This is a genomic window from Pontibacter populi (assembly GCF_019336435.1).
In the GTDB taxonomy this organism is placed as follows: Bacteria; Bacteroidota; Bacteroidia; order Cytophagales; family Hymenobacteraceae; genus Pontibacter; species Pontibacter humidus.
In genome coordinates this window covers 1,400,255-1,424,631 of the sequence record NZ_JAHWXQ010000001.1, presented here as the reverse complement: position 1 = coordinate 1,424,631, position 24,377 = coordinate 1,400,255, and the positions used below count along the sequence as shown (strand labels likewise).

Sequence of the window (24,377 nt, the reverse complement as noted above, 5' to 3'; positions counted from 1 at the left end):
GGCTTACGCCATCAGAGGAAAACTATACTTTTTTACTGCCCAAAATTGATCTCGGTACTGTCGCCGATATTTAAACTATGGCTTAAGCCTTTAAAAGTGGCATCTGAACCGATAATGGAATCGTGCATTACGGCAAAGCGCAGTTCCGAAAACGACCCGATAATAGAATTACTCAGTATAGAACTGGTAATAGTGGTATTCTCGCCGATGGCTACGTTTGGCCCGATAACAGAATTTATGATGGTACACTCAGCGCCTATAGTTACCGGCGGAATGATAATGCAGCCCGGAAATTGCTGACTATAGTTGATATGGCGCAGGTGCGGCCGGTTTAAAAGAAGAGCATTAGCTTCTAACAGTGTATCCTTGCGGCCACAGTCAAACCACTGTTCTACATTCCACTTCACCATTTTCTCCCCCGACTTTATCATGTGCATCAGGGCATCTGTCAGGTGGTATTCGCCTAAGGTGCGCAGGTCTTCGTTAATAATATACTCCAGCGACTCTATCAGCTTTTTAGGATTGGCAATTTTATAAAGGCCTACCAGTGCAAAGTTCGATTTGGGAATCTTCGGCTTTTCTACCAGCTTAGTCACAAATTCATCCATCCCTACTTCCGTAACCCCAAACAACGATGGCCTGGCTACTTTCTTCACACCCAACACGGAGTAAGGCGCGTCTAGTATAGGTTGCAGGTCGGTATCTACTATGGCGTCGCCGAGCATGATTAGTACATTCGGTTCGTTCTCGTACGTATGGCGGGCAATCCAAAGGGCATGCCCGAGGCCTTCGCGGGGTTCCTGTACTATAAACTCAGCGCGTAACTGCGGGTACTTTTGCTTTACATAACTTTCGATCTTCTCGCCCAGGTAACCTATTATAAACACAAAGTCTGTAATGCCTGCTTCTGAAAGGCGATCTATGATATGCCCAAGTATTGTATTATCAGCAACAGGTAACAACGATTTAGGCTGTGTATGCGTGTGCGGCCGAAGCCTTGACCCTATACCTGCTACCGGAATTACTGCTTTCATAAACTATACTTTTCTGCTAATATATTAAATTAAAACACTAACCTAAACTAAAGCCAGGCTATTCGCATAAGCTTAATATTGCTTTTAGTTAATATAAAAAGGCTAACTTTAAACGATGGTGCTGTAATTTCGTACTGATAACGCCTTACGCACTTATTTGTAACGTATACTTACTACCTAACATAAACTCATGAAAAGAATATTATTTTACCTGATCGGATTTGTTGTACTGGCTTCTCAATCGTCTTGCGGTTATAACGAAATGGTCGCCAAAGACGAAACTGTAGAAGCTGCCTGGGCTAACGTGCAAAATGCTTATCAGCGCCGCTCCGACCTGATACCTAACCTGGTAAACACAGTTAAGGGAGCTGCCAATTTTGAGCAGGAAACTCTGACACAGGTGATAGAAGCCCGCGCCAAGGCCACCAGCGTAAACATCAGCCCGGATAATCTTACCCCGGAGAATATCCAGCGTTTCCAACAGGCACAAGGTGAACTTTCAGGAGCACTCAGCCGATTACTTGTTTCCGTAGAGCGATACCCGGAACTAAAGGCTAATCAAAACTTCCTGGAACTTCAGGCCCAGTTAGAAGGCACCGAAAACCGCATCTCTGTAGAAAGACGCAAGTTTAACGAGACTGTGCAGGACTATAATTCTTACATCCGTTCATTCCCGCGCAACATCATAGCCGGCTGGTTCGACTTCGAGAAGAAAGGCTACTTTGAGGCTGATGCAGGTGCACAAAAAGCTCCAACCGTTCAATTTTAATTGCTGGTTGTTAATTGCTGATTGCTTTTACCAGATCAACAATTAACAACCAACCATCAACAATTAAACTATGCCCAAAGATATTATAGCCCCTGAAGATGAGCAGCTGATACTGGCTGCCATACAGGAAGCAGAACAGAATACATCTGGAGAGATACGCGTGCACGTAGAAAACCATTGCTCAGGCGATGTGCTGGATCGTGCTACCGAAGTTTTCGCAGAACTGCATATGCATCTGACCAAGCTACGCAACGGCGTACTTTTCTATATTGCCATTAAAGATCACCAGTTTGCCGTACTCGGCGATGCTGGCATAAATGCCATAGTTCCGGACCATTTCTGGGAAGATATTACAGAAGAAGTGATCAGTCAATTTAAGCAGAAAAAGTATGCTCTTGGTCTGGCCAATGGTATAAAAATGGCCGGCGAGCAGCTTAAAGTGCATTTCCCTTACAACAAAGAAGGAGACGTAAACGAACTACGCGACGACATCTCATTCGGACAATAACCAACTATGTTTAAACACATTACACTTTTCCTGTGCCTTTACTGCATCAGCCTGCTGGCTTTTGCTCAGGACAGCGATTTCCCGGCACGGCCAAACCCGCCGCGCCTGGTTAATGACATGGCCGGCATCCTGACACGGGAAGAAGTAACTGCACTTGAACAGAAACTGGTAAACTATAACGACACTACATCCACGCAGATCGCCATCGTAACTATAAAATCCATTGGCGATTATGACCCTAACCAGTATGCTGCTGAGCTGGGTGAGCGCTGGGGAGTTGGTTCTGCCAAGTTCGACAATGGTATCGTTATTCTGGTAGCTATAGAACAGCGCAAAGTAGCCATACAAACCGGTTATGGCATGGAGCACCTGGTACCCGATGCTATTGCCAAACGCATTACAGAGTACACGCTCAAACCAAATTTTCAGCAGGGAGAGTTTTACAAGGGCCTGGATGAAGCTACCTCATTTATTATCAGTGTAGCCAGCGGCGAATACCAGGCAGACCCATCAGCCAACGCAGAAGGCGAGGGCGGTCCCTCTATCATGTTCATCGTGATTATTGCTTTACTGCTCCTGTTCATCCTGTCGAGGTTTGGTAAAGGCGGCGGTGGTGGTGGACGTGGTGGCAGAGGCTATTCCCGCACCTTCGGCGGCCCGATCATTATTCCTGGAGGCTTCGGTACCTTCCGTTCAGGAGGTGGTATCTTTGGTGGCGGAGGCGGTGGCTTCGGTGGAGGTGGAGGCGGCTTTGGCGGCTTCGGAGGAGGTTCCTTCGGCGGCGGCGGCGCCAGCAGCAGTTGGTAGTGAGCCCTGCAGGTTAATTATGAATTAGAAATTAAGCATTATGAATAAGGAGATGAGGCTGAGGCTTCATCTCCTTTTTTGTTTGTGCTGGGATTTTAGAATCAGGCCTGACAATGTATGTAGCTTTTGCTATAGTTAGAAGTATAGTTTTATAGTTATGGTTTTAACACCCCTGTTGAGCGCTGCTCGCAAGTTTCAAACTCTCGTTCTCACTTGTCCTCAAGGGGACAATTCTGCCTTTACCATAGTTTGACCTATAGTTCTATAGTTACAGTTTTACCCCTTCCCAACCTTCCCCTAAAAAACAGGGGAAGGAGTTTGGTTATAGTTCATGCCACGATAAGGACAGGTTTACCTGTCCCCAAGGAGCTATAATCCCGATAAATCTCGAAGCTTACCGTTTCAAACTATAGACAAGCTATAGCTATGAGAAACGTATCAGTCTTTGGGTTGAGCGCCTTTGATTTGTTGCGGTGGCGAAGCCAACCCGAGGTACGAGGGAAGCAAGAAAGCAGCAGCGCGATGCCCGAAGACGGGGCCTCCCGGCCGTGAGGGCACCAAAGCTAGAGATGAAACTGTAGGTAAGTAAAGCTCCCAGGATTGTAAGAAATTTGAAAGAAAGAACTTGGACCAGATAGTAGAGATCTCAACTATAAGCCGAGATAGATTTCTCACTTTGTTCGAAATGACAAAAGAGGAACTATAGAACAATTAGATCCTTCAGAAAACGCTCAGTATAACGACAAAGAAAGCGGTGGCTGAAGCACAAACTCCAGCCACCGCTTCAAACTATAGTTTAAGAAAGATTAATGCGCTTCCAGCCAGTTGTCGCCAACTCCTAAACCAACTTCCATCGGTACACTGAGCGGTAGAGCATTCGTCATCAACTCAACGATTTTCGGCGTAACGATCTCCACTTCTTCTTTTGGCGTATCGAACAGCAATTCATCGTGTACCTGCAGGATCATGCGGGTTTTGAGATTTTCCTGCTTCAGGTACTCATGAATGTTGATCATCGCTATTTTGATGATATCAGCTGCAGTACCTTGTATTGGTGCGTTTATCGCGTTGCGTTCGGCAAACCCGCGGATGTTCTGGTTGCGGGAATTGATATCGCGGAGATAGCGGCGGCGCCCAAGCAATGTCTCTACATATTCGTCTTCGCGAGCTTTGTTGATGGCTTCATCCATGTACTCCTTCACAGCCGGAAACTCCTGGAAGTAGGCTTCAATGATATCAGCAGCTTCGCGGCGTGGAATGCTTAAGCGCTCTGCCAGGCCAAATGCCGAGATACCGTAAATGATACCGAAGTTAATAGTTTTGGCTTTACGACGCATTTCTCCATCTACCTGGTCGAGTGGCACGTGAAACACTTTGCTTGCTGTAGAGGCGTGAATGTCCAGTCCATTCTTAAAGGCTTCTTTCATGGTGGGGTCGCCACTGAAATCGGCCATGATGCGAAGCTCAATCTGGGAATAGTCGGCTGAGATAAGCAGGTGTTTGTTATCGCGTGGCACAAACGCTTTGCGTATCTCACGACCACGTTCCGTGCGCACCGGAATGTTCTGCAGGTTCGGGTTGGTAGAGCTCAGGCGGCCGGTTGCGGTTACTGCCTGGTTGAACGACGTGTGCACGCGACCATCCAGCGAGCAAACCAGTTGCGGCAGCGCATCCACGTAAGTAGACTTTAATTTGGTCAGTTGGCGATGGTCCAATATAAGCCGTACAATTTCGTGCTCGCCTGCCAGTTTAGATAATACCTCTTCGCCAGTAGCATGCTGGCCGGTTTTGGTTTTCTTTAGTTTTGATTTCCCTTGAAGCTCCAGCCTGTCGAATAATATCTCACCTAACTGTTTTGGCGAGCCGATATTAAACTGGGTGCCGGCAATTTCAAAAATGCGTTTTTCCAGGGTAATGATCTCGCTCTCGAGCTGCGTCGAAATATCAGCCAGTGCATCAGAGTCTATCGTTATACCTTCGCGTTCCACATCAGCTAACACCTGTACCAATGGCGTTTCCACTTCATGAAATAACTTCATCAGGTTGCGTTCCTGCAGCAGTGGTTCAAAGTATAGTTTCAGACGCAGGGTAACATCGGCATCTTCGCAGGCGTAATCCTTCACATCCTCCGGAGCCAGGTCAGCCATAGTTAGCTGGTTCTTGCCTTTCGGTCCAATCAGGTCGGTGATCGGAATAGGTGTATAGTTCAGGTATGTTTCCGAAAGCACATCCATATTGTGGCGCATCTCGGGCTCCAATAAATAGTGCGCGAGCATGGTATCGAAAAGTGGCCCCTGTACTTCTACGCCATAGTTTTTGAGCACCATGATGTCGTACTTGATGTTCTGGCCAACCTTCTGGATAGCCGGATTTTCGAGCACGTTTTTGTAAAGGCTAACTATACGGAGTGTCTCTTCTTTGTCGTTTGCCGGAACCGGAATGTAATACGCTTCGCCGGGGCGATAACTGAACGACATACCTACCAGCCTGGCCGTAATGGCATCTATACTTGTAGTTTCGGTGTCGAACGAGATTTCTTCCTGTCTCTCTAAATAACTTACCAGGCTCTCGTGCAGCTCAGGTGTGTTTATGAGATGATAATCTGCCATCGAGTTCTTGAAACTGCGCATCGCAACAGGAACTGCATCATCCACTATAGTTTCTTCAACAGGTGCTTCTATTGCTCCGAAAAGCGATGTCTGGCCAGATTCTGAAGTTTTGCGTTTTGCTGTTTTGGTAGCTACACTTGCCGCTGCAGCCGCCATTGGTTGCCCTAACACACGCTGCGCCAGTTGCCGAAACTCGAGTTCGTTAAACAGATTTATCAGCTGCTCTTCGTTCGGCGCGTCGCAATGCAAGCTTTCTTCGCTAAACTCCAGCGGCACATCGCAGTGTATGGTGGCCAGCTCTTTCGACATGATCCCCTGGTCCGCGAAGTTCTCTACGTTCTCTTTCTGCTTGCCTTTCAGTTCATGCGAGTTGGCGATTAAGTTCTCTACGGAGCCATATTTCTGGATAAGCGCTTTTGCAGTTTTCTCGCCAATGCCCGGTATGCCCGGAATGTTATCCACCGCATCACCCTGAAGACCAAGAATATCGATTACCTGACTTACATTCTCAATCTCCCATTTCTCCAGCACTTTGTTCACATCCCATACTTCCACGGCATTTCCCAAGAAGGCAGGTTTGTATAAGAACACATGCTCCGTTACCAACTGGCAGTAATCCTTGTCGGGGGTCATCATGTATACATCAAAACCAGCTTTTTCGGCTTTGCAAGCCATGGTGCCAATAATGTCATCGGCTTCATAACCATCCAGAATGAGCACCGGAATGTTGAAAGCTTCTACAATTTTTTTGCAATAAGGTATAGCCAGCGAAATATCCTCAGGCATGGCCTGTCGGTTAGCTTTATAAGCCGCAAAATTATCGTGACGGAAGGTTTTGGCAGCTGAATCGAAGGCAACACCAATGTGCGTTGGTTTCTCTTTTTGCAGCACTTCTACCAGTGTATTGGTAAAGCCGAGCGCCGCGCCCGTGTTCATGCCTTTTGAGTTTATTCTGGGATTCTTGCTGAACGCAAAATGTGCCCGGTAAATCAGGGCCATGGCATCCAGCAGGAACAGTTTTTTTCTTGGTTTGCTCATAGTATAAAGGTAGCGTGTGTGGCTATTATCTGCAAATCTATACGTAGTAGCACCTGCACAGCTTAAATAGGATTTTACAGATTATTATTCTCCAATTGATTGTCCGGTTTTGGTTTGTATACGTTAGAAGGAGCAGTGGTTGTACTTCTTTACAATTCCTGCATGTCCCCTTCCGAATAGTATATTTTAAAGCTTAGCTGATGGCAAAATATTTACTCCTCCTTTTCGCGGTTCTGGCTTTCTGCATACCTGCCAGCGCACAGAAATCAACATTTGCTACAAACTATAGTTTCGTACCCTATCAGCCTGCACTTTCTGAAGAAGTAAAGTCAGTAACTATAGTTGAGGCTAAAGTCTCTACCCTGGAGCGTGAAATGCTGGAAGAAATTGCAAAGCTGCGGATTCAGGGGCGAGAAGATGCCAAACTGTACTATAAATCAAAAGGCGTTTTCTGGGGAACCATGGGAACCACGATACTTTACCCTGCTGCCGGGCTTGTGACAGGCACAGTTGTTTCGGTAGTGCCTCCGAGTACTGCATCAGTCACCAATCCGAATGCGCATTTAATGAAAGAGCCAGCCTACGAAGAGGCCTTTAAAAAACAGGCACATCGCAAACGTTTCGGAAATGCCGCTGCCGGGTTCGGTGTTGGTGTTGTAGTGCTGGGTGTTGTATCAAAGGTTATAGTTGGTGGGTTATAGGTTTCATTTGTCATTTCGAACGCAGAGAGAAATCTATCTCAGCTTATAGTTACAAGACCTAGCAGCGTGCGCAGCTCCTGCTAGTGTCTGATGTCCTATAGGTTAAGCCAATCGCAACTGGAAACAAGCCTTTCTTTCAAATCTCCTTTAATACTGAGAGCTTTACTCACCTACAGTTCCAATTCAGCTTTGGTGCCCTCACGGCCGGGAGGCCCCGTCTTCGGGCATCGCGCTGCGCGAATCTCTTTTGTTCGTACCTCACAATGGCTGCGCCACCAGAGATTCACAAGACGCTCAACCCAAAGACTGATATCAGTTCGATAGTTAATCTATAGTTTAAGAGCCGCTATAGTTGCATGGCTTTATCGTGGTGATAGTTCCAAAGGGACAGGTGAACCTGTCCTACTCGTGAAATGTAACTATAGAACTATAATTTAAACTATAGCAAAGGCGGAATTGTCCCCTCGGGGGGAGACTACAGGAGTGTTAAGACACAAACTATAGAACTATAGCACCAACTATAACTATAGCCGAAATTCCCCTCTAGGGAGGGGTAGGGGTGGGTTAATACTCCAACTATAGCATAATAACCAGCGCCACTACTTATGCCTGTCCCTATCGGGCCAGTTGAGTTACAAACTCAACACCATGCAAAACCACAAGTTGAAAACTTGCGGCAGCGGAGAAGCAATAACTATAAAACTTTACCCCCAACTATAGCATAAACCCCAATCCTGCCAATCCTTTAATCCTGAAAATCCTGATTCAGACAATTCAAATCCCTACTGGCCAGTTGAGTTACAAACCCCACGTCATCAGAAAAACAATAACTAAAGCCAACCTACCTTGTTTCAAAACCCTCCAAAACAACCAACCACTACCAAATTACCACTGCCTACGAAAAAAATCGTATATAAAATTTCTATTTACGAAAACATTCGTATACCTTAGTGATGCAGCTGTAACACTTTAACTTTTGTCTTTTAAGAACTATGAACCAGAACCAATCTTACAAACCTACCGAAGCCGAACTGGAGATTCTGCAGGTGTTGTGGCAAAACGGGCCTTCGACGGTGCGTTTTGTGCACGATGTGCTCAGCGAAACCAAAGATGCCGGCTACACCACTACCCTGAAGCTGATGCAGATAATGGCCGAAAAGGGCATCCTGGAAGCCGATAAATCAAGCAAGTCTCATGTGTTTAAGCCTCTTATGTCTGAGGAAAGTACACAACAGCGTTTGCTGGACCGTTTCCTGGACACAACTTTCCGGGGATCAGCCTCCAAGCTGGTGATGCAGGCACTGGGTAGCCAGCACACTTCTAAGGAAGAAATAGATGAAATAAGAAACCTGTTAGATAAACTGGAAGGAGGAAATAAATGAACCTGATCTCACAACTGGCTTCGGAGGCGTTGGTAAAAGCGCTCGGCTGGACCTTACTACATTCGTTATGGCAAGGTGCGCTGGTGGCACTCACACTGGCTTTACTGCTGGTGCTGCTACAAAAGCATAAAGCAACGTTGCGCTATTTCATGGGCACTGGTGCTATGCTGCTGCAATTACTTCTTTCAGTGGCCACCTTTTCTTATTACTATAGTTCGGCTCCCGACACTGCAACTATAGAAGTCCGTAACGGAGCGGTATTACTTTCTGAAAGCACACCTATAGTTGCGGCTGCAGAGGTTGCAACTATAGCTGACCCATTCACTACAGCACAACTATACTTTGAGCAGCACCTGCCACTGTTGGTTACACTTTGGTTGCTGGGCCTTGTAGTTATGGCTCTCCGCTTTTTAGGAGGACTGGCTTTTATGCAACGGCTTCGTTACCGCTCGGAATTACTTGGAGTTAAATGGCAGCAAAGTTTGCAAACGATAGCTTCGCAGATCGGAGTGAAGCAGTCGATCCAATTGGCCGAATCAGCGATGGTAAAGGTACCGATGGTGATCGGTTTTGCGAAGCCGGTTATTTTATTGCCGGTTGGTGCGGTAACAGGTTTAAGCATGGCACAGGTAGAGGCCATTCTTGCCCACGAGCTTGCACATATTCGCCGCAACGATTTCCTGGTAAATTTGCTGCAGTCTATAGTTGATATGCTGTTCTTTTATCATCCGGCAATGTGGTGGATGTCGGCGGTGGTGCGCGATGAGCGTGAGAACTGCTGCGACGACATGGCAGTGGCCGTTTGTGGCAACTCCCTGGTTTATGCCCGGGCGCTGGCCGCGATTGCAGAAATGCAGTTGCCCGTTACACCAAAACTGGCCATGGCGCTGGCAGGCAGAAAAGGCTCTTTATTAACCCGTATTAAAAGGCTGGTGGAACAGCCGGCTTTGCGACCAACATTTTCAGAAGGATTTATGGCTGCCCTGGTTATAGTTGTCAGTATGGTCTTTTTGTCGGTGGGCGCTATGGCCGGTATGAAAGAAGAGCCCGCAATCAAAACCTTACCTACTAACGAAACTATAGCTGAGGAAAGAACTGAGTTTATAGTTACGGCACCGGAGTTAGAAGAAAGTTATTCTGCTTACTCGTTTATTGCCCAGGATACCACGGGTAAGAAAAAGGATGTCGTGATCATCAAGAATAAAAAAGGGGAAGTGACCGAACTGTATGTAAACGGCAAGCAGATACCGAAGAAGGACATACCGGAATATAACGACCTGATAAACCAGCGCCTGGAAGCAGTTAAAAATGCACCGAAAGCCAGCCGCGTAGAAGTGGATCGTGAGATAATCAGTGAAAGGGCCGCTGTTGCCGAAGCACGCAGAAGTAACCGTAACAACCGGGAAGAAAACCGTTACGAGTACAGAATTCTGGTTGACAAGGATCGGATGGCTGTTCCACCTCCGCCACCTGCCCCACCCGCACCGGGCGCTCATCCCAGAGTACCTTTAGCACCCATAGTACCGCCAGTTCCACCGGCTCCTCCTATTATGCCGCTTAACCTGGATGGCAAGAACAAAGCCGAACTGAAAAAGCAGCAGAAAGAATATGAGCGGGATCAGAAACAGTATGAAAAGGATATGCTACAGTTCCAGAAAGACATGCAACAGTTTCAGGCGGAAATGAGTGCCTATTCTGAGCGTGTAGAAGCTGATGCTGGCAAGCGTGTAAAAGTAGATGTTCGCCGGATACAGGGACAGCATGAGGCAGCGATGCGCAACCATGAGCAAAGCATGCGACGACACGATGAAAGTATGAAACGCCACGAAGAGAGCATGAAGCGCCATGAAGAGCTTTCCGGAGTGCTCGACAACGTAAATAAAGAACTGGTTAAAGACGGCCTGATAAAGAATGACACTGAAAAGGTGGATTTCAAGATCGACAACACCGGTTTGTACATCGATGGCAAAAAGCAGTCGCAGGAACTATACAACAAGTACCGCAGCATGATGAAGAACAGCGATGGAAAACCATTTAACTATACTTACAAAAAAGACGGTAAGAACCGCGAAGTTAGAGTTGAAGACTAATCTGTATCCAACCTATACCTGTAAAAAAGGGCTGCCACGTGTAGCCCTTTTTTATTTACCAAAGCTCTAAGGAACGATATTATATATTGTTCACTGAATATTACTAACTTGAACTATAGAACTTTTTAGCCGGCTAAAAATGAGATCGGGAGTAAAAAAACTGTAACGTACTACAAACGACCTGGATACCTTTTATACTCTAGTGCCGTAATTTGCGTAAAAGCAATTTAGCAGTTGAGCTCCCGGTATCACCCGCGCACCTGTTACAACTATACATATAATCTCTTCTATGAATACTATCTACAACGGGTATAGCACAGCCTTTAGCCCTACCCGCAGCAGGCTGATATTGCTGTGCTTTTTGCTGCTCTTTACCCAGAAGCTATTTGCTGATAACAGCATGCACATGATTCAGGTAAGCCTGGAAAAACGCGTGCAGGCTGCCGATGTGGTGGTAGAGGGCGAAGTAATTTCTAAAAGATCTTTCTGGGATGCACAGCACGAAAACATCTATACCTCCAACATCATTAAGGTATATAAGCTGTTTAAGGGCACATTGCAGGAAACCCAGTTGGAAATAATAACCGATGGCGGCACCGTAGGTCTGGATAAACATGTGTACTCTGTAGCACTGACTTTAAATGAAGGGCAGCAGGGCATGTTCTTTCTGAAGCAGCAAAACAGACTTGCCAATACCCCTGGCAATACCCGTTTTAGCGCACGTCCTTATGCGAGTGAGCAGGGCTTTATCCGGTATGATGTGCAGGCACAAACAGCACAGGGCGTTTTTGAGAACTATAGCTCTGTGGAGCAGGTGTACCGGGCAATTACCAAAAAGACAGGAACCAACTATAGAACTATAACTACCAATAAGAAACTACAGACAACGTCACAACAGCAATCACAAAAACAAAACAGTGCACTGGCAGCTGCAGTTATTACAGGTTTTAGCCCCAAAACAGCAAGTGCGGGCACCAAAACTATACTAACTATAACCGGAACAGGCTTTGGCAACGTGCGCGGCAAGGGCTTTGTATCTTTCCGCAACGCTGATGATGGTGGCAAAACCTTTACAAAGTCCCCGGAAGATGCTTACCTCTCCTGGACCAACACACAGATCAGGATGTACATACCTTCGACTGGCGAAGATGGCGGAACAGCCGGCACCGGAGAGATAAAGGTAACGCCGGATGGTGGCACTGTCTTTACAACTACAGATAAAATAACGATCATATACGCATACAGCAATCTCTACGAAGACTCCATTACGTACCAGCCTGCACTTATTGATGTAGATGGCGAAGGTGGCTACACGATACACTTTGCGCCGAATATGCAAAGCAGCACCAACGCACGCGAAGGTTTTATAAGAGCCATGAACAGCTGGATATGCGAAACCAACGTGAACTGGAAGGTAGGCGCACCAACAACTATAGATAAGAGCGCTGCCGACGACCAGATAGTTATCACGTTTAAGCCTGAGTCTACGGTGGGTGAAGATGTGCTGGCACGTACGCTGAGTCGTTACCGCGGCTGCCAGGTAGTTGCTACCGGTGTAATAAACTGGTGGATGTCTGAATTCGATATGGAGATTAACAGCAACATTTCCTGGGAGTATGGTCCCGGGCCTCCTGAGGGCCGCCAGTTCGACTTTGAAACCGTAATGCTGCACGAGTTAGGCCATGCCCACCAGCTGGGCCACGTAATTTTGCCGCGCGCAGTAATGCACTACGCCCTCGAGTTCGCCAGAGCCTTCCGCGACCTTAGCCCCGAAGATATTGAAGGTGGCAAGGTGGTAATAGCAAGCAGTACGCAGGAAAACGTTGCCACTGTTTGCCGCAAACCGGTTATGAAGCCAAAACTGGATGGTGTTTGTAACCTGGCAGAAGAAGTGGCCACCTTACAGGCAGACTATAATTCGGAGCACGATGTAGTAGTAACCTGGGATGCAGTTGCGGAAGAGAATATTGTCCGTTATGTAGTTGAAAGAAGTGAGGACGGTATAAACTTTACAGAGATAGGGTCGGTAGATGCCGCCGCTGCAAACAGCTTTACCGATCGGGATCCTCTGCAGGGCACAGGCTATTACAGGCTGCGTGTTATCTATAAAGATGGCTCTTTCAAGTACACATTTGTGGCAAGAGTAACAGACCCAAGCTTCCTGTTTAAGTTTGAGGTGGCGCCAAACCCGGTAGGGGCCGACCAGACATTTACTGTAAGGTTCCTGGTAAACAGAAATACGCCTATGCAGCTATCTCTGTATGATACTTCCGGGAAAATAGTGCGCAACTTCGAGATAACGTTTACAGACATGAACTTGCCGCTGGAATTCGACTTGACCGGTGTTTCTGCTGGCGTTTATATTCTGAAATGGAGTACCGCACAGAGTAGCGGAACTACTAAAATCGTGAAACTATAAGCAAACTATAAAATGGGTGGGCCGGGACAAGTTGCGTCAGGCCCACGCTTGTTTTATAGTTTAAACTATAGTTATATCCATAAAAAAAACGGGCGTGCCACTTGCCGGAACAAATGCACGCCCGTTACACAAACTCTAACACTTTATTTTGCATAGGTGCAATGTCATAATCTGTTGCCAGATGATGTATTTAGAGCTGCCTATTTGTTTTTTAAGCCTGGAAAGGTTCGAAGATCTGTTACAAAAGAACACTTATAATACCCACTTTGCAAGGCTATTTGCATGCCCTTCGTAACATCAGTATTTTCAGCTCTTATTCTATAAAAAATGTGTTTAAAGCTGGTGTTGCCACAAACGATGGTTAAAAAAAGATCTGTTTTCCTGTTAGTCGTAACATTGAGGCGTTCGAACTTTAATCATTAATTCTGAAATATTTTGGTAGAGTGTTTATGCAGATAAAGGTATATTTGAAGTAGAGTATACTGTGTTATGGTACCGACGGCCACACCCGAAGCAGATCTGCACAGTAACCTGATTGTGGCTATACTTTAAGTAAGTAAACCTTTTTAACCTTACCTATGCAACATACAACTATCTGGGCCAAACTGATCTCTAAAAAACGCTTCGAAAGTGCTGATAAAAAGTATACTTCGGATGAATCGGTACGGGGCGAGTTTCAGCGTGATTACGACCGTATTGTGTTTTCTTCGGCTTTCAGGAGACTCCAGAACAAGACGCAGGTAATGCCCATGCCCGAAAGTGATTTTGTTCATACCCGTCTTACCCATAGTTTGGAAGCATCGGTAGTGGGCCGCACGCTGGGCCGTATAGTTGGCAAAAGCATACTGGAGCGTAACCCGGCCTTAGCACAGGAAAAACATATACAGGAAGCAGATTTCGGAGATATAGTTGCCGCTGCTTGTCTGGCTCATGATATTGGGAATCCACCTTTCGGCCACTCCGGCGAAGATGCGATCTCTTCTTATTTTGAGAGCGAAGCTGCCCAGCCATTCATGCAAAACCTGACCGACGCCCAACGTAAAGACTTATTGAGTTTTGAAGGTAACGCTGCCGGTTTCCGGGTGCTTACTTATACTTACCCGGAGCACTGCAATTTATCCGGCGGTTTGAGCCTGACCTATACCACGCTGGCTACTTTTACTAAATACCCGAAAGAGTCGCTGCCCGTAATTGAGCACACGAAGCACACCAGCGAAAAAAAGTACGGTTTCTTCCAGACAGAAAAAGACTGGTTTAACACCATAGCGCAGGAGTTAGGCTTATTGCGCAAAGGTGATAGCAAAACTGTATTTTACCACCGCCACCCACTGGCCTTTTTAGTCGAAGCCGCTGACGATATCTGTTACCGCATCATAGATTTTGAAGACGGTTTAAAACTTGGCCTGGTGCCGCACAGACAGGGTATAGAATTGCTTAAACAGATCTTAAAGGATGATCCGAACCGTGTATCAACTATAAAGTTTTACGATTGGCGCGAAGAGATCGGTTACCTGCGTGCCAGAATAATTAATAAACTAATAGAAGAATGTTCTGCGCTGTTTCTGGCAAACGAAGACGCATTATTAGCCGGCACCTTTGATACACCGCTTATCAACCTGCTGGATTGCAAACCAGTGCTTGACGAGATCAAAATACTTTCTGTTAAGAAGATCTACCGTAACAAACCGGTGCTGGAAATTGAAGCCGCTGGTTTTGAAGTGCTGGGCGGATTACTGGATGCCTGCATGAAAGCCGTATTTCTGCCGGAGTCGAAACGCCACCGCAAACTTGCCGACCTTATTCCAACACACTACATTAAACTGCCGGATTCTGTATCCGATTACGAGCGCATCATCCACATCACCGACTTCGTAACCAGCCTGACAGACCAGGCAGCTATAAACCTGTTCCGCAAAATTAAAGGTATTGAGTTGCCGCGAATGTATTAGGGAAGTTATGGAGATGGAAGGTTAAGGAGTAACTATAGAGCAAAGGCCTGGTTCAGGTAGTGAGATCAGCAATTGGGGCCCGGCTTATTTTTACGTCGGATTGGCAAAAGCAGAACTATAGAAGCAGGCACTATAAAATCCGGATTTCTCCTTTCGTCGGAATGACAAAAGTGAAGGAACCACTAATTATAGCCTATAGTAATACTAATTAACCAGCGCTGACTTGATCATGATAAACTCGTTGATATTATCGGTATTGATAACTCCTGCCAGGCGGCCATTCTCTAAAACAGGATATAGCGGAGAGCGGGATTTCTGCAATTCTGTATAGGCGGCCGACAACTTATCTTTCACATCAAAGGAAACAAACTCCTGCGTCATGATCTCAGCTACAGGTGTATCGGTTTTGTTTTCTTTCAAAGCCTGTATCAGCTGGCTCCTGGTAAGCGTGCCAACTACATTTCCGTCCTGCTCAACTATAAATTCGTGCTCGGAGCCCATCAGCAATTTTTCCAATGCGTCGCGTACGGTGTTGTCCGGAGTTAGGGTAACGTAGTTTGTCATCATGCCTTCGCGTACACTATGGCCACGCAAAAAGTCGAGGTGCTGCACCATCATGTTTTCGGTATAAGCACCAAAGAAAACAAACAGGCCGATCAGGATCAGGAACGGATTCGTGAGAAATCCATAGAAAACAAATACAATGGCCAGTAACTGACCAAGATTGGCCGCGATCTGGGTAGCACGTACCCGCCCAAGTTTAAAAGCCAGCAAAGCGCGCAGCACCCGGCCGCCATCCATCGGGAAAGCTGGAATAGCATTAAATAGCACCAGCATAATATTAACGAAGAGCAGTAAATAGAGAAAATTAGCTGGTGTGATGCGCATAAAGAACTCATCAGATGGAATGGCCTGTAAACCGGGCAGCACCAGCCATAATATAAATGCGATAACCACATTAACAGCAGGGCCGGCTACAGCAACCAGCAATTCCTGTTTCGGGCTTTCGGGCATCCTTTCGAGGCTGGCAACGCCACCTATGGGCAGCAGCGTAATCATGCGGGTTTTAATGCCGTATTTTTTCGCTGTAAGGGCATGCCCCAGTTCATGCAGTACCACACACGCGAAAACCGAAAGCACAAAGCCAATAGCCAGCAGAATAGTATTCAGGTCGCTGCCGCGCTGCGATTCTGTAAAAGCAACCCAACCCAGTAACAGCACAAAAGTCCAGTGTACCAGAATCCTGATACCTGCAACCCTGCCCAGTGTTAGAGACCATTTCATCAGCTGTGGTAGCATAACTATACTTATTCCATAACGAAGTGATCAGCCTTTTGTTTGTAAGCCTTTAGACTTTGCTTTTTTAGGGCTGTGCAGCGGTAACGGCAAATTGAACATCATGTGCATCCGCTCTTTCCCTTCAAAGAAAGACTCAACCACATGCGGCGGCCCCGATGCTTCTGCAACTAAAATGGCATCGCGGCTGTGCATGTTTATAAAGTCCCGCATGTCCTCTACAGGTCATACAACTCGTCTTTGTCTTTCTAACTGAAGCTTTGTAATAGTATATGTGCTGCATCAACCCTAAAGCCGGATACACCCATCAGTAACCAGAACTGCATAATGCGGTATAACTCTTCGCGCACGGCAGGGTTAGAGATGTTCAGGTCAGGTTGATGTTCGTAATACCAATGCAGGGAATACATTTTTGCTTCTTCGTCCCAACTCCAGATGCCATCCTGCTTGTCAGCAAAGGCAGGTTTGCCTAGTAGCTCTTCAGGTTTATTAACCCGCCGGAAAAGCCATGGTGCTAAGCAGGGCGTTTTCTGATTGCCGTGAGTCTAAGCGGGTATGTTGCACCACCACCGGCACATCCGATTCAAAAACACTGGCATAATCGGTATCCAACGGCACCGGTTCCGGGTCTTTCAGGTCGTTAAAGCGCAGATGTTTGGTGCGTTTTGCCGGAACAGTAAGCTGGTATGGCCCAACCGGATCGCGATCGCTGAAGTATATCCATATCTTTACATGCGCATCCTGGTCCGAGGTGTTTAAAATACAGGCTGTTTCGTGGCTGGTAAACTGTGGCTCCGGTCCGTTGCTGTAAGCCGGAATATAGCCTTCGGCGATGGCCCATACTTTGTGCCCGATTGCTTGTTTCATAGTATCGTTTTATAGTTTGCGGTGGCAGTTTTATAGTTACTACGGCTATAGTTTATAGTATGGTTTGGATACAGGCTGCGTTATACAATGCTTTATAGTTTATGATAGAAATAAAAGACAGAGATTTAGAAAGGGAATTACAGTTCCAGGCATCGAGGAGCGGTGGTGCCGGCGGGCAGAATGTAAATAAAGTAGCCACCAAAGTAGAACTGAGGTTCCATGTGGAAAGCTCTGAACTGCTGACCGACGAAGAAAAGACACGCATACAGGAAAAGCTTGCTAACCGGATAACCAACGACGGCTATTTGCAGGTAGTTTGCCAGGAAGAACGCAGCCAGTTACAAAACAAGGAACTCTGTATTTCTCGGTTTTACGAATTGCTGCGACAGGCACTTACCCAACAGAAGAAACGCAAAGCATCTAAGCCAACAAAGGCATCGGTAAAGAGAAGGCTGGAAGGCAAAAAGAAGCAGTCAGATAAAAAAGCGAACCGTGGCTACCGTGCAGATCTTTGATGCACGTAAATATGCACAAGTTATAGTTACTAGCTCCTGAAAAGGCGGCAGAGACAGTCGCATATAAGTAAACTGGTTCTTAAAACTGAGCAGAGCAGCTTTATACTATTTCGAAGCTTCTAAACTGGAAACAAGAGACCTAGCTTGTGAGATAATCGCCGTCTGACAGCTGGTGCTTTCATTCAAAACAGCATCTTTACCAATAATGACCACTGTGCCTGTAAATGTTCTAATCAAAACTTAAACTATATAAAGCATTTTAACTCAGGATAAGGTTAATGCTGATTTTTGTCGTTATCGGGATAGATTTTTGTGAAGTCCCTATAGTTAACACGTAAACCGCATATGAAAATTAAAGCACTCCTGTTTTTTCTTATACTCTCAGCAGTAAGTATACAGGCATACGCCCAGAAATACAGAACAGCCGCCGGTGTCCGCTTCGAAAGCGATAAGGTAGGTTTCTCTATTCAGCAGAAAGTACATGAACGTGGCACTATAGAAGGCATTGCCTCGGTAGGAGCACGCGAGTATAGCAGTACTGCGCTCTACGAGTGGCATTTCCCTTTACTGGGTGAGCGTTTTAACTATTATCTGGGTGGCGGTGCGCACGTGGGTAACTTAAAAGATAATGGCGTTTTCACAGGAGCCGATGCCATACTTGGTTTGGAATACAAGGTAAACGGTTTGCCTTTCCTGCTCTCCGCAGATATTAAGCCTGCCATCCATATTAACCACGAAGACTGGATTGGCCTTTCTTCAGGGGTATCGGTGAGGTATGTGATCGTGAAAGAAAAAAAGAAAAAGAATCCGATCTGGCCATTCGGCAACGGCGACAAAAAAGATGACAAGAAAAAACGCCGCGATAAAGATGAGGATAAAAAGCCCTCTATTTTCGATATTCTGAAAGGCGAAAACCGCTAACTATAGTTATAAAAGCAAAAGGCCCGGCGGGGACCGAGCCTTTTAATCAAGTGCAAGCTACATTGTTGCAGCGGGTTTGTTTTCTGTGTATTGGATCTGTTCAGGCATGGCAGGGGGCTGCCGTTTGCCGTACTACTTTCTACAACCGCAACAATATTAGTTGGTAAACGGGTTACTTGCACTCTAGCTTAAGAAATAGCCTGCAGGCATATTCCACAGAGCAAGTTTTCACTCTAACACCTCAGACATTGCCCTGCATAGCAAATGTAAGCTATTTGTAACTGGTAAAAAAGGCAATTGCGATATGCTTCGTAACATCAGAAAATCAGTCCTATAGTTTTCAATAATCGCTTTCTTAAGGTTTAAACACTAAATAGTTGGCAAAAAAAAGCCGCCATTTACGCATATCGTAACATTGGCGGCTTTAAATTATTAGCCATAAAATTAAAAATTAAGGTGAGGGTGAATGAAAGTCCCTTCTTAAACTATACAGTCAAGGTAGCCGGGACCAGGTTAGTGGCATGCTGGTAAGGGTGAACCAGCATTTCGGGGTAGTTGCGTGGTGACATTAATGATCTGGCGCTTCGTGTTTTTACCCGGGCCAGGTATATGCACAGCAGTAGCGCCAGCAAAAGCAATAAGGCTTTCATAGTACGGGTAATTATAGTTGGTGCTTGGTATGGCAGGCAAGTGGCGCGACCTGTGTAGCCGGTGTTATACTGTTACTTCTACTACAGGCAATAAGTTAGGGTATTTGTTCAGCTGCTTTATTTCCTGCTGAATGGTCATCTCCTCGATATTTTCGACTGCTTGTTTTACGGCAAATCCGAATGCAATTAAGAGAGCTAAAAGAAGAACGATAATTTTCATAGTTTTAAGATTTAATGGTTTTAGGTACTTTTTTTACTGATTAGCTTTTGTGTCCTATCACTTCAACAACAGGCAATAAGTTAGGGTAAGATTTGTACTGGTTAAGCTCACTTTGGAAGCTGGTCTCTTTCTGATCGTCAGCAGTTTTTTTCATGCCGGCCCCCAGGCCCAGTAGTAATGCGAAAAGCAGTGCGATAATTTTCATAATTGTAGGTAGTTAGTTGGTTATAAATTCTTTTCTTTCTGATGCTTTGTAACTAATAGATGGAGCTCATGATCTAAAGGTTGCTTGGCCATCTATAATTTTTTTTATTCTTGATTGGGATATTACACTTTGCGTGCCAAATCAAATAACAATCTGTATATCAGACTGTTATAAGCAGGTGCTAGCTATATAGGCTTGTAAAAGTGTCCGGTGGCGTACACTTTTCTGTTCAGAAGCGAACAAATTTTTATTTCCGGACAGAACAGCTACAGGACATGTCTCTTAAAATGAGGATTTTACAGGTAGCTATAGTTGCCTCCAGACAGGTAAAAGCATTATTTATATCTAAAATGGGGCCTGAAGCATATCAACAAAGGCAGCCAAAACAAAGTATAACTTACTTTACAGTTAGCGAAAGCATATATGGAACAGGTTAAAGGAAAATTGATAGCTCTTGGCGGCGGCGATGATGAAGGTCTCATCCGGTTGATACGCTCTGAAATCTGCGACATCAACTCGAACATAGAAGTTATTGCCACAGCCACACCCAAGCCATCGGATGCCGTTGATTCTGGACACGCCTATAAAGAAGCATTTGAAGAGCTGGGATGCAGTAGTGTAAATTTTATGCGCATAGATGAGGAGCACGAAGCGGATCTGCCTGCAAACCTGGAGCGCATCGAAAAAGCAGATGTGATATTTTTTACCGGTGGCGACCAGCTACGTTTAGCTAAGTTTCTGAGGGGCACAAAACTCTTCGAGATCATGAGCCGGCGTTACAGGGAAGAAGACATTATCATATCAGGCACCAGTGCAGGAGCCGCCGTTATGTCTGACAGAATGATATACGATGGGTATGGCCACTACTCGCTCATCAAAGGCGAAATGAAAACAACTATAGGCTTCGGCTTTATTAATAATGTTTACATTGATACACACTTTGCCGAGCGGGGCCGTTTTGGCCGCTTAGCCCATGCCGTTGCCCACGACCCTACCCATATTGGCATCGGCCTGAGCGAAGAAACAGGTATTATTATTAAAGAAGGCGACCAGGTTGAAGTTTTCGGGCCGGGAGTGGTAACTATAATTGATGCCAGCAAAGTAAGATTCTCGCGTGTGCGTAAAGCCGAAGAAAACGAACCTATAGCCGTAGAAAACCTGGTAATGCACCTGCTTACGGAAGGGTACCGCTATTGCCTGCGCGACCATTTGTTTCAGCCAGTTGAGCACCAGACTACCTTAAATGGCAACAGACTTACAGCATAATACTAACTTTTGACCTCTATCTATAGTGGTGGTTTTACCCCTTCCCAACCTTCCCCTAAGAACAGGGGAAGGAGATTAGCTTTCGTTTTATAGGTGTTATATTAACCTACCCCTGCCCCTCCCAAGAGGGGAATTTCTGCTATAGTTGTATTTGGTGTTATAGTTTTATAGTTGCCCTTTGTCATTTCCTTACCCCTTCAAAGGGGGACCATTCTGCTACTGTTTCCCCACCTGTCATTTCGACAAAAGGAGAAATCTAAATCAACTATAGTTACTTACTACGAACAGGGCAGGTTTACCTGTCCCCTGGGAACTATCACCACGATCAATCTCGAAGCGAGCAGGTTCAAACCATAGACCAACTATAACTATGAGAAACTTCACAGTCTTTGGGTTGAACGTCTTTGATTTGTTGCGGTGCCGCCAGGCAATCCGAGGCACGAGAATAGCAAGAAAGCAGCAGCGCGATGCCCGAAGACGAGGCCTCCCGGCCATGAGGGCACCAAAGCCAACTATAAAACAGTAAGTGAGTAGAGCTCCCAGCATTGGAGGATATTTGAGAGAAAAGGCTTAGTTCGGATTTTAAAGCCTTAAACTATAGCGCTCAGATTTCTCACTGCGTTCGAAATGACAAATCGAGAATTATAAGACATACTAGATCCCCACAGCTATGCTGCCTCTTTTCCATTACTTTCGTTCCTCGTTCTGGAGCTCTATATTTATGGCAACGCCGGCTCTGGCACCTTCGGCGGCGGCAACTATAACCAACTGCATATCGCGGGCGGCATCACCGGCTACAAACAAACCTGGTATGTTAGAATGCTGCTGACGACGGGTTTTAATCACGCCTTTGCTGGTAAACTCGCAACCCAATTGTTCTCCAAGATCGCAATGCTGCTTGCTGCCTGTAGAAAAGAACATTGCCTGCTGCTGCCTTGCTTGTCCGTTTGCCAGAATAATGCGTTGTAGCATACCATCTTCACCTTCCAGGCGGGCAATCTTATCGGTGCATAGTTTTACCTCGTTGCGCTCCAGCAGGTCCAGGTCTACCTTGGTAAGTTTGTTGGTGCCATCGGTGAAAAGGGTAACATCCTGGCTCCAGGTTTTCATGGCTAGAGACTGGCCCACACCATTCCGGTCTTTGCCGTACACGGCGATCGCTTTGTCCTGGCTTTCCCAGCCATCGCAATACTGGCAGTGGTGCACACTTTTACCATAGTATTCCTCCACACCGTCTATTTGGGGCAGGTAATCTGTCAGGCCGGTAGCCAGCAACAGCTTTTTAGACTTATATACTGTTCCTTCGGCATCATTCACTACAAATTCGCCTTTAGAGTAGGTTGCCGTAACTATAACCTTTTCCAGTATTTCTACATTGTAACGCTTCAGTTCTTCTCTGCCTTTCCGGATAAAGTCGCCGGGAGACATGCCATCGCTGGTCAGGAAACCATTCATATGCTTAGCCCATCGGTTACGGTGCTTTCCACTATCAAACACTACTACTTTCCGGCGAGAGCGCCCCAACAACATGGCTGCATTTAACCCTGCAGGGCCACCGCCAATAACTATAACATCGTACATAAATTCGTTTCTATTCCAGATTTAAGACTATGTAAACGTACAGATGCCTGATCGGGTGGTAGCTGGGAAGCAAAATTTATAGTTATGCACCTGCATTTAGCCGCTTTTTGCAGTAACCTGCTTGCCTGTGAATACCATTTATAGCATTGCTAACTATAAAAGCTACGATAACACCCTCACTAAAAGCACTTTTCGCTGTTTTTCGACTAAAAACAAAAAATATTTGAAAAAAAGCCATACCCGCATTAAGGCTACATATTAAATATTTCTATATTTGTTTAGACGTAAAACACTCTACATTTAAAAGTCGCATTTATGAAAAGCAAAATCTTAGCCTTGCTGGGCAGCACCCTGCTTACGGGCACGGCCATGGCCGGCGGATACCAAGTGAACCTGGCAAGCCAGCGACAAATTGGTATGGGCCATACAGGTACTGGTCTGGTTACAGGAACTTCCAGCATCTTCTTTAACCCTGGCGCTATGGCGCAGGCACGTAATGGCGTAACTATAGGTGCCAGTGCTATTATTTCTAAAATCGCTTACCAGGCACCGGAATCTAATAACACCATTATGGCCGATAACCCTACAGGTACGCCGTTCCAGGTGTATGGTGTTTACGGCATCACTGATAAATTAAAAGCTGGTCTTGGGGTTTACACTCCATTTGGCAGCACTGTAAACTGGGGTAATGAGTGGAACGGTCGTTTCGGCTTAAACGAACTATCGTTAAAGGCTATTTTTGTGCAGCCAACTCTTAGCTACCAGGTAACTGAAAAGTTAGGTATAGGTGCTGGTTTTGTGTACTCAACTGGTGGTGTAAACCTGAAGCGTTCTATTCCGCTGGAAGGCAGTGAAGGTGAAGGAAGAGCTGAACTGGATGGCGATGCAAGTGGCTTTGGCTACAACCTGGGTATTTTCTTCAAGCCAACTGAAAAACTATCATTAGGCTTAAACTACCGCTCTCAGGTGGATATGGAAGTAGAAGAAGGTACAGCTGAATTTGATGTTCCTGCTTCTGTTCAGTCACGTTTCCCGGCTAATGGTACAAGCTTTAAAGCTAAACTGCCATTGCCATCTACTTTAACACTGGGTATTGGCTTTAACCCGACCGAAAAACTGACTCTTGCAGTTGATATCAGCCGCGTTGGCTGGAGCGCATACGAAAAACTGCGTTTTGACTATGGTGCAGATGTAAACGGCAGCAACTTTACTGAGAACGCCCGTAACTACGAAGATGTATATATTTACCGTATCGGTGCAGAGTACAACGTAACGGAATCTCTTGCCCTGCGTGCCGGTACTTACCTGGATGAAACCCCTGTACAGGATGGCTACCTTACTCCTGAAACACCGGATTCTGACTCACGCGGTCTGTCTTTTGGCTTAGGCTACTCTATCAACGAAAACATCAGCATTGATGCTTCTTTCCTTTACATCAACAAAAAAGAGAGAACAGATGCATCTAACCTGTCTGGTGGAATAGGTGGTACTTACAAGTCTATAGCTTACATACCTGGCGTTGCTCTTAACTATAACTTCTAATTTCCCCG

At 45.9% G+C, this 24,377-nt stretch carries 23 protein-coding genes; 12 read left to right on the top strand and 11 right to left on the bottom strand.

Going from position 1 to position 24,377, the window contains the following annotated elements; genetic code table 11:
* Positions 1-32: 32 nt before the first annotated feature.
* Entirely contained in the window at positions 33-1,034 is a 1,002-nt protein-coding gene (locus KYK27_RS06135) for a sugar phosphate nucleotidyltransferase (protein ID WP_199109091.1), read from the bottom strand.
* 190 nt (positions 1,035-1,224) lie between these two features.
* Between KYK27_RS06135 and KYK27_RS06130 the strand changes: the two genes are divergently transcribed.
* The 3 genes from KYK27_RS06130 to KYK27_RS06120 all read left to right on the top strand — a co-directional run bounded on the left by KYK27_RS06130 (position 1,225) and on the right by KYK27_RS06120 (position 3,118).
* Positions 1,225-1,803, top strand: a complete 579-nt coding sequence (locus tag KYK27_RS06130) for a LemA family protein (protein WP_162428260.1) — start codon at positions 1,225-1,227, stop codon at positions 1,801-1,803.
* Between the two features lie 70 nt (positions 1,804-1,873).
* Complete coding sequence (locus tag KYK27_RS06125; protein ID WP_199109090.1) at positions 1,874-2,311, top strand: TPM domain-containing protein; 438 nt, start codon at positions 1,874-1,876, stop codon at positions 2,309-2,311.
* 6 nt (positions 2,312-2,317) lie between these two features.
* Complete coding sequence (locus KYK27_RS06120) at positions 2,318-3,118, top strand: TPM domain-containing protein (protein ID WP_199109089.1); 801 nt, start codon at positions 2,318-2,320, stop codon at positions 3,116-3,118.
* A gap of 806 nt (positions 3,119-3,924) precedes the next feature.
* Here KYK27_RS06120 and polA read toward each other — a convergent pair.
* Positions 3,925-6,765 (bottom strand): DNA polymerase I, encoded by a 2,841-nt coding sequence (polA, locus tag KYK27_RS06115; protein WP_199109088.1) that lies wholly within the window; start codon positions 6,763-6,765, stop codon positions 3,925-3,927.
* A 200-nt stretch (positions 6,766-6,965) separates the two neighbouring features.
* Between polA and KYK27_RS06110 the strand changes: the two genes are divergently transcribed.
* From KYK27_RS06110 to dgt, 5 genes are all read left to right on the top strand, one after another.
* On the top strand, positions 6,966-7,466 hold the full coding sequence (locus tag KYK27_RS06110; protein ID WP_199109087.1) for a hypothetical protein: 501 nt from the start codon (positions 6,966-6,968) through the stop codon (positions 7,464-7,466).
* A gap of 992 nt (positions 7,467-8,458) precedes the next feature.
* Positions 8,459-8,848, top strand: coding sequence for a BlaI/MecI/CopY family transcriptional regulator (locus KYK27_RS06105; RefSeq protein WP_199109086.1), 390 nt, complete (start codon positions 8,459-8,461; stop codon positions 8,846-8,848).
* Positions 8,845-10,938, top strand: a complete 2,094-nt coding sequence (locus tag KYK27_RS06100) for a M56 family metallopeptidase (RefSeq protein WP_199109085.1) — start codon at positions 8,845-8,847, stop codon at positions 10,936-10,938. The genes KYK27_RS06105 and KYK27_RS06100 overlap by 4 nt, the downstream gene beginning before the upstream one ends.
* Before the next feature lie 289 nt (positions 10,939-11,227).
* On the top strand, positions 11,228-13,357 hold the full coding sequence (locus KYK27_RS06095) for a T9SS type A sorting domain-containing protein (RefSeq protein WP_199109084.1): 2,130 nt from the start codon (positions 11,228-11,230) through the stop codon (positions 13,355-13,357).
* A 578-nt stretch (positions 13,358-13,935) separates the two neighbouring features.
* On the top strand, positions 13,936-15,306 hold the full coding sequence (gene dgt, locus KYK27_RS06090) for a dGTP triphosphohydrolase (protein ID WP_199109083.1): 1,371 nt from the start codon (positions 13,936-13,938) through the stop codon (positions 15,304-15,306).
* 204 nt (positions 15,307-15,510) lie between these two features.
* Here the strand turns inward: dgt and KYK27_RS06085 are convergent, their stop codons facing one another.
* Genes KYK27_RS06085 through KYK27_RS06070 form a run of 4 tightly spaced genes read right to left on the bottom strand, consistent with a single transcriptional unit; the run spans position 15,511 to position 17,469 of the window.
* A complete protein-coding gene (locus KYK27_RS06085; RefSeq protein WP_246594253.1) occupies positions 15,511-16,605 on the bottom strand; it encodes a site-2 protease family protein in 1,095 nt (364 codons plus the stop codon).
* A 27-nt stretch (positions 16,606-16,632) separates the two neighbouring features.
* Positions 16,633-16,815, bottom strand: a complete 183-nt coding sequence (locus tag KYK27_RS06080; protein WP_199109081.1) for a hypothetical protein — start codon at positions 16,813-16,815, stop codon at positions 16,633-16,635.
* A 35-nt stretch (positions 16,816-16,850) separates the two neighbouring features.
* Entirely contained in the window at positions 16,851-17,039 is a 189-nt protein-coding gene (locus KYK27_RS06075) for an alpha-amylase family glycosyl hydrolase (RefSeq protein WP_317195896.1), read from the bottom strand.
* A 52-nt stretch (positions 17,040-17,091) separates the two neighbouring features.
* Entirely contained in the window at positions 17,092-17,469 is a 378-nt protein-coding gene (locus tag KYK27_RS06070) for a sensory rhodopsin transducer (protein WP_199109079.1), read from the bottom strand.
* Positions 17,470-17,570: 101 nt separating this feature from the next.
* On the opposite strand from KYK27_RS06070, the gene arfB reads away from it, so the two are divergent.
* Positions 17,571-17,984 (top strand): alternative ribosome rescue aminoacyl-tRNA hydrolase ArfB, encoded by a 414-nt coding sequence (arfB, locus tag KYK27_RS06065; protein ID WP_199109078.1) that lies wholly within the window; start codon positions 17,571-17,573, stop codon positions 17,982-17,984.
* Positions 17,985-18,329: 345 nt separating this feature from the next.
* A complete protein-coding gene (locus KYK27_RS06060; RefSeq protein WP_199109077.1) occupies positions 18,330-18,905 on the top strand; it encodes a hypothetical protein in 576 nt (191 codons plus the stop codon).
* A 513-nt stretch (positions 18,906-19,418) separates the two neighbouring features.
* Here KYK27_RS06060 and KYK27_RS06055 read toward each other — a convergent pair.
* From KYK27_RS06055 to KYK27_RS06045, 3 genes are read right to left on the bottom strand one after another with little or no spacing between them, the layout of a single operon-like run.
* Complete coding sequence (locus KYK27_RS06055; RefSeq protein WP_199109076.1) at positions 19,419-19,595, bottom strand: hypothetical protein; 177 nt, start codon at positions 19,593-19,595, stop codon at positions 19,419-19,421.
* A gap of 24 nt (positions 19,596-19,619) precedes the next feature.
* The gene (locus KYK27_RS06050; RefSeq protein WP_199109075.1) at positions 19,620-19,775 is read right to left on the bottom strand and encodes a hypothetical protein; all 156 of its coding nucleotides are present in this window, start codon (positions 19,773-19,775) and stop codon (positions 19,620-19,622) included.
* A 40-nt stretch (positions 19,776-19,815) separates the two neighbouring features.
* Positions 19,816-19,980 carry a hypothetical protein gene (locus tag KYK27_RS06045; protein WP_199109074.1) on the bottom strand — a complete coding sequence of 55 codons (165 nt, stop codon included), beginning with the start codon at positions 19,978-19,980 and terminating at the stop codon, positions 19,816-19,818.
* Positions 19,981-20,403: 423 nt separating this feature from the next.
* Between KYK27_RS06045 and KYK27_RS06040 the strand changes: the two genes are divergently transcribed.
* A complete protein-coding gene (locus tag KYK27_RS06040) occupies positions 20,404-21,246 on the top strand; it encodes a cyanophycinase (RefSeq protein WP_199109073.1) in 843 nt (280 codons plus the stop codon).
* Positions 21,247-21,507: 261 nt separating this feature from the next.
* On the opposite strand, the gene KYK27_RS18400 is transcribed toward KYK27_RS06040, so the two are convergent.
* Together KYK27_RS18400 and KYK27_RS06035 are read right to left on the bottom strand one after the other, a co-directional pair.
* Positions 21,508-21,630, bottom strand: coding sequence for a hypothetical protein (locus tag KYK27_RS18400; RefSeq protein ID WP_255532010.1), 123 nt, complete (start codon positions 21,628-21,630; stop codon positions 21,508-21,510).
* A 303-nt stretch (positions 21,631-21,933) separates the two neighbouring features.
* Positions 21,934-22,827, bottom strand: a complete 894-nt coding sequence (locus tag KYK27_RS06035) for an NAD(P)/FAD-dependent oxidoreductase (RefSeq protein WP_199109072.1) — start codon at positions 22,825-22,827, stop codon at positions 21,934-21,936.
* Positions 22,828-23,142: 315 nt separating this feature from the next.
* Between KYK27_RS06035 and KYK27_RS06030 the strand changes: the two genes are divergently transcribed.
* A complete protein-coding gene (locus KYK27_RS06030) occupies positions 23,143-24,369 on the top strand; it encodes an OmpP1/FadL family transporter (RefSeq protein WP_199109071.1) in 1,227 nt (408 codons plus the stop codon).
* Positions 24,370-24,377 lie beyond the last annotated feature (8 nt).